The sequence below is a fragment of the Hymenobacter artigasi genome (assembly GCF_012275535.1).
GTDB classification, from domain to species: Bacteria; Bacteroidota; Bacteroidia; order Cytophagales; family Hymenobacteraceae; genus Hymenobacter; species Hymenobacter artigasi.
The window spans coordinates 1-7,252 of record NZ_JAAVTK010000012.1 but is presented as its reverse complement, the minus strand read 5'-3'; the positions used below and the strand labels follow the sequence as shown (position 1 = coordinate 7,252).

The window sequence follows — 7,252 nt, the reverse complement described above, 5'->3', positions numbered from 1 at the left end:
CGGCAGTCTGGACGCGAGCTTCGTGACGGGCGCGGGCTTCAGCACCACGGTAAACGCGCTGGCGTTGCAGCCCGACGGCAAGGTGTTGGTGGGCGGCAGCTTCACCAGCTACAATGGCGTGGCCAACGCCTTCATTGCCCGGCTCAACGCCGACGGCAGCTCCGACAAGGGCACCGGGGCGGGCCAGTTTAACATCGGCGCGGGCTTCAGCACTACGGTAAACGCGCTGGCCCTGCAGCCCGACGGCAAGGTGCTGGTGGGCGGGCTGTTTACCACCTATCAGGGCGTGGCCAACACCCGCATTGCCCGGCTCAATCCCGATGGCAGCTCCGACAAGGGCACCGGTACCGGGCAGCTTAATACCGGCGCGGGCTTCAATAATACGGTAAGCGCGCTGGCCGTGCAGCCCGACGGCAAGGTGCTGGCGGGTGGCGCGTTTACCAGCTACAACGGCGTGGCCAACATCTACATTGCCCGGCTCAATGCCAACGGCAGCTCCGACCGGGGCACCGGGGCCGGGCAGTTTAACACCGGCGCGGGCTTCAACTCCACGGTGAGCGCGCTGGCTTTGCAGCCCGACGGCAAGGTGCTGGCGGGCGGGCTATTTACCGCCTATCAGTCCGTGGCCAACACCCGCATTGCTCGGCTCAACGCCGACGGCACGAACAACACCGGCACCGGGGCCGGGCAGTTTAATACCGGCGCGGGCTTCAACAACGTGGTGAGCGCGCTGGCCGTGCAGCCCGACGGCAAGGTGCTGGCGGGTGGCGCGTTTACCACCTATCAGGGCGTTACCGCTAACCGGCTGGCCCGCCTCAACCCCGACGGCACCAACCACAACGCCGACGTGCCGCTGGCCGGGGCCACCTACGTGTTCAACCCCGGTGCCACCGCCGGCAACACCCGCGTGGTGACCCAGGCGGGCTCGTACATGGCCACGGCCACCGACCCGGCCACGGGCTGCACCTACACATCGGCCCTGCCGGTGGTGGTCACGGTTCAGCCCGCGCCCACTATCAGCAGCTTCACGCCCAACCCCGCCGTGGCCGGCCAGGCCGTGACGCTGACGGGCACCGACCTGAATACCTACACGTCGTTGGTGGTGAACGGGGTGACGGCCACCAACGGCATCATCAACGCGAGCAGCACCAGCCTCACGTTCCGGGTGCCGCCCACGGCCCCGGCCAGCGGCACCACCACGCTCACCACGGCGGGCGGCGCGGCCAGCAGCACGGCCCTGGCCGTGACCCCGGCCGTGGCCCCCGGCAACGCCCTGGCCTTCGACGGCACGGACGACTACGTGGCGGGCACCAACCCGCTGCTGCCCCAGGGCAACGGCGCCCGCACCATCGAGGCTTGGGTGTACCCCACCACGGGCAGCAACGGCGTTATCTTCAACTACGGCACGGCCACCAGCAACCTGCGCTCGGGGCTGATAATTATTAGCGGCAAACTCTACTACGTGGGCGAGAACAACGACCTGCAAGGCACCACCACGCTGAGCCTGAACCGCTGGCACCACGTAGCCGCCACCTACGACGGCACCACCCTGCGCCTGTACCTGGACGGCGTGCTGGACCGGCAGGGCATCCTGTCGGCCTTCAACACCACGGGCTCCGACTTCCGCATCGGCGGCCGCATCCCGCCCCTGACGGCCAGTGAGTACTTCACCGGCAGCATCGACGAGGTGCGCGTGTACGCGGTGGCCCTGAGCCCGGCCAACATCGTGGCCGACATGCGCAGCACCGCCGCCGCCGTGCCCGCCAGCCTGGTGGCCTACTTCACCTTCGAGCAGGGCAGCCCGGCCGGCACCAACGCCGGCCTGACCACCGTGTACGACCAGACGACGGCCGCCAGCCCCGGCACGCTCACCAACTTCGCCCTCAGCGGCAGCGCCTCCAACTACGTGGAAAGCTACGCCCTGGCCGTGCCCACGGCCCTGGCGGCCACGGGCGTGTCGGCCACCGGCTTCACGGCCCGCTGGACGGCCCCGGCCTTCGGGGTGGTCGATAATGGCTACTCGCTGGAGGTGTCGACGGCGGCCGACTTCTCGGTCCCCATCACCGGCTCGCCCTTCGCGGTGGCCAGCGGTACCACCAGCCGGGCCCTGACCGGCCTGACGGCCGGCACCGAATACTTCTATCGTGTGCGGGCCGATAAAACCAGCGTGACCGGCACGGGGGCCTACTCCAACGTCATCACGACGGTGCCCGGCGCACTCACGCCCCCCGGCAACGCCCTGGCCTTCGACGGCGTGGACGACTTCGTAACCTACGGCAGCACGCCGGCCGTGAGCAACCTGGGGACAGGCAACTTCACCATGGAAGCCTGGGTGTACTTCGATGGCAACACGAACGTTAACTCCATCATCCGCAAGTCGGCGGACTACAATATGTACCTGCGCAACGGCCGGTTTAATGCCGAGACCTGGCCCATACCCGGCAACGCCAACTTCCGTTACACCCTCGGCTCGGTGCTGCTGCCGGTCAACCGCTGGACCCATCTGGCGGCTACCTGGAACACTACCACCGCTACCTTTGAGCTGTATATCAATGGTGTGCGCGACGCGGCTGCCACCAGCGCCTCCTCCTCGGCCGGTACCGCTGAACTGTTGACCATTGGCAACTCTCCCGTATATGGCGAGCCTTTCCGGGGCCGTATCGACGAGGTCCGCATCTACACCACGGCCCTCTCGGTGGCCGACATTCAGGCTGATATGCGCAACACCACGGTAAGCCAGCCCGCCAGCCTGGGCTTCTACGCTAACTTCGACCAGGGCGTGGCCGGCGGTACCAACACGGGCCTGACGGTTCTGCCCGACCTGAGTAGCAACGGTTACCCCGGCACGCTTACCAACTTCGCGCTAAGCGGCACTACCTCGAACTGGGTGGAGAGCTACGCGCTGGTGGTGCCCACGGCCCTGGCGGCCAATGGCATCACGGGCACGGGCTTCACCGCCCGCTGGACGGCCCCGGCCCTGGGCGTGGTCGATAACGGGTACTCGCTCGACGTATCGACGGCGGCCGACTTCTCGGCCCCCATCACGGGCTCGCCCTTCACCGTGGCCAGCGGCACCAGCGCCGTGACCGGCCTGACGGCGGGCACTTCCTATTACTACCGCGTGCGGGCCGATAAAACCAACGTGACCGGCACCGGAGCTTACTCGAACACCATTACCGTAGCGCCCTGCGCCGCCGCGCCGGTAGCCACGGCCCAGAACGTGACCCTGACCCTGGACGGCAACGGCAACGCCACCCTGGCCGCCGCCGCCGTGAACAACGGCAGCACCGCCAACTGCGCCCCGGCCCCGGCGGCGGCCCTGAGCGTGTCGCCCGCCACTTTTAGATGCGCCAATCTGGGGGCCAACGCCGTGACGCTGACCGTGACCGATGCCAACGGGGCCACCAGCACGGCCACCGCCACCGTGACTGTGCAGGACCGGCTGGCCCCCGGCGCGGGGCGCGGCCCGCTGCCGGTCGCCCCGGCCCTGGCCCTGGCCAACGTGCCCGAAGCCGCCGGCTACGGCGTGCTCTACCAGCTCGACGTGCCCAGCACCGCGGGCAACTTCAACAACTTTGCCTCGGTGCCCTACGCGGTGAACAACGCCGGGGCGGCCATTGCCCCGCCCGCCCGGGTGGCGTATTACATGGAGCTGACCAACGGTACCGGCACCCAGTGGGTGTGGGCCTCGATGGACAACTTCGCCGCCAACCTCACCCAGCTCGGCCTGCCCCACCCCACGGCCAATAACGTGGTGTGGCACCAGGACGTGACCAACCTGAACGTGGCCGCCAGCGCGGGGGCTGCCGTGACCACCGGCACCAGCGTGGGCACCGGCCGCATCGAGATGTGGTACTGGGATTACGATGTAGCCAACACCGACAACGTGGCCGGGGCCAGCGCCACTACGTTTGACTTCGGCGACCGGGTGCTGCCCGGCCAAGGCGGGCACGGCTCCTTCCAGGTGCACAACATGACGGCCGGCCAGACTGTGCTGGCCTACAATGCCTGGGGCAACACCGGCCAGCCCGGCGCGCTGGGCATCGGTAACCAGGTAGGCGGCAGCAATAATCCCGACTGGACCTTCCAGTACAACGCCGCCAGCTACTCGGTGAAGCGCATCTCCGTGCTGGTGCCCAACGTGGGCACCTTCACCCAGCCCGCCACGGTGGCGCTGGGGCCCACGGGCACGGCCACGCTCACCACTAGCCAGGTCTACAGCGGCACCACCGACAACTGCACCGGCAGCGGCACGCTGGCCGTGGCGCTGTCGCAAACCACCTTCAGCTGCGCCAACCTGGGCTTCAACACCGTGCAGGTGACCGTGACCGATGCCAACGGTAACGCCAGTACCGCCCCGGCCGTGGTGACGGTGCTGGGCGCGCCCGCCCCCGTCACGACCACCACCTGGGTCGGCAACTTGAGCTCGGATTTCCTCGACTGCCAGAACTGGAGCTACGGTCAGGTGCCCGACGCCGGCATCAGCGCCCTGATTCCGGCCGGCCAGCCCCATTACCCCAACGTGCCCACCGGCACCCTGGCCGTGCGCAACCTGACCATCGATGCCGGGGCCAGCCTCACGCTGGGCACCGGGGCCACGCTGCAGGTGAACGGCGACTTCGCCAATAGCGGCACGGCCACACTCAGCGGCCCGGTGGCCTTCGTGGGCGCGGCGGCCACCCAGCTGCTGGGCGGCAGCGCAGCCACGGCCTTTGCCACCCTGGTAGTGAATAAGTCGGCCGGTACCGTGCAGCTGCAACGGGACCTGGCCCTGACCGGCCCCCTCACCCTGACCACCGGCACGCTGACCACCACGGGCAGCTACCGCATCAGCTTGGGCGCGGCGGCCTCGCTCAGCGAAACGGACGCCGCCTACGTGGTGGGCACCGTGAGCGCCACGCGCACGTTGGTGCCCGGCACCGCCGAAGCCTTCGGCGGCCTGGGCCTCACGCTGACGCCGGCTGCCGGCTCGGTAGCCCCCGGCCTCACGCCGGTGGTGCGTACCACCGGCACGGCCCTCTCGGGCGTGAACAGCAGCGTGAGCGTGAAGCGCTACTTCGACATTCAGCCCGCCACCAACACGGGCCTGAGCGTGACCATGGATTTCGCCTACTTCGACCACGAGCTCAACGGCATCACGGCCGCCAACCTGAACCTGTTCAAGTCGGTGAGCGGCCCCGCCGGCCCTTGGGCCAACCAGAATCCGGTCACCGTCGCCGCCAACACGGTGAGCAAAACCGGCATCAGCGACTTCTCCATCTGGACCCTGGGCAGCAAAGCCGCCCCCCTGCCCGTGGAGCTGAGCGCCTTCACGGCCACACCGGCCGGTGCCAGCGCCGTGCGCCTGGCCTGGGCCACGGCCTCGGAGAAGAACAGCCAGGCCTTTGAGGTGGAGCGCAGCGCCGATGGCACCCGCTTCGCGCGCATCGGCACAGTGGCCGCCGCCGGCAGCAGTAGCGCCCCGCGCAGCTACGCGCTGTTGGATGCCCAGCTTCCCGCTGGCGCGGCCCTGCTCTACTACCGCCTGCGGCAGGTGGACCGGGACGGCACGTTCAGCTACTCGCCCGTGCGCCTAGCAGCGCTGAAAAGGGCCGCCGCTGGCTTGGCGCTGTACCCTAACCCGTCGCACGGCAGCACCGCCACACTCACGGGCGTGGAGCCCGGTACCCTGGTGACGGTGTTCGATGCGTTGGGCCGCCCAGTGACCACGTCGCCGGCCGATGCCACGGGCACGGCGGCACTGGCACTTCCGGCCGGGCTGCCGACGGGCGTGTACATCGTGCGCGCCGACAACAAGGCCCTGCGCCTGACGGTGGAGTAATCGTCTGTGTTCCCGTTCGGCCGCAACCCGGACCGTGGCCCAAAGCCCCCATCCAATTGGATGGGGGCTTTTTTGTGCTGCTACGCGTGCTTTTTCCAGGCCGCGGCCGGCGGTGAGCCTAGCGGCCCGTGGCAATGGCGTTGTGCGAGTAGCCGAATCCTTTGCGGTGCGTCTTGCCTAGGCAAAGCATTCTCCACTCCGCTGAAGTAGACCCCGGCGGGGCCGTGTCAAGACTCCGTTGCCAGCGTTCACGAAACTCATCCCCAAGCCGGGTTTTCTGTACTTAGCTAATTGAACCACTTCACCGAACTCAAACTGGACTGTAGAGCGGGTTATGCGAGCTATTCGGTGCTCATTAGCAGCAGTTCACCGAAACGAGCCTTTAATTTCCTAAATCGGCAAGCATCAGTAACCACACCTTATGGCTGTAGCTTGCACAGCCAAGTATTGATGATTTAAATGTTAATCGTCCCCTGCGTTCCAGCCCCCATAAGCAGCAGGGCATCTTCGGCGGCGCGGATGAGGCGGTGATAGAACAAACAAGTCGTAATTCCATGGAAAAGCAACTCGATTTAACCCTCACCAACCGCTGGAAAGCAACCGTGCTGGTGCTGGTTATCATCGCCTTGACATTGCCCATGCTGCTGGGTATCCTAGCGGTTTTTGCCCATTCCAAGCTCTGGGGAAGCTTGTTGGGGGTAGTCGGTCTGGCCGCTTTTGTGCTGCTGCCCGAGCGTGTTGCCAAGCATTTCAGCGCCGAGCATGCTACCGTGGCGTTCGATGCCACGGGTATCACGGTTAGCTACGCGGCTAATGGCAAGGTGCGCCGCCTCGATTTTGCAGAGATTGTGTCTTATTACAGCGGCTTGGAATTTGATTTTACCATTAATCCGCGCCGCGGAAGCCCCCTGATGTTCCATCTGAACTCGAAGCTGCATCCGCAGGGAATGGGCCCGTTGGTGGCCCTAGGGCAGCATTTTGATTGGGCGGCGAAGCACTACAACCAGGCGCAGCTTCGTGCAATACCCGCAACGATGCCGCCGCTCGCCGGTGCCTTGCCTGCGGCTTTTAGGCCGGAGAATCCTGCTGCAGTTCCGATTCGCAAGCTGGGGTTTGCGACGCAACCGGCGGCCACGTTCTGGCTGGTAGCATTGGCCGGGCTCCCGGTGTGGATGGGGTGGCGGGCGTTGCAGACTAGCGCCAGCGAAGGAACTTGGGGTGGCTTTGTTTTTGTCGGCCTGGGTCTAGTAGTTTACGGGGCATATTGGTGGCATGAGCGGCAAAATTAAGGTTTATCAAAACGGTCGGAAGCTAAACGCGCCCTGTTCAAAAATAAGAGCCTTTCTTGTGAAGCGGTATTGTCATTTTATCTACTCAATAATGCCTTCCATCAGTCAATTGCTAATCGTTGTTACAGCCGTGGCGTTTCCC

Annotated in this window: 2 protein-coding genes; both read left to right on the top strand. The window is 66.2% G+C overall.

Annotation, left to right across the window (positions count from 1 at the left end):
• A partial coding sequence (locus HBN54_RS17255) for a LamG-like jellyroll fold domain-containing protein (protein ID WP_168674478.1) occupies nt 1–5,821 on the top strand: 5,821 nt, incomplete at its 5' end.
• Between the two features lie 554 nt (nt 5,822–6,375).
• On the top strand, nt 6,376–7,110 hold the full coding sequence (locus HBN54_RS17250) for a hypothetical protein (protein WP_168674477.1): 735 nt from the start codon (nt 6,376–6,378) through the stop codon (nt 7,108–7,110).
• The last annotated feature ends 142 nt before the right edge of the window (nt 7,111–7,252 follow it).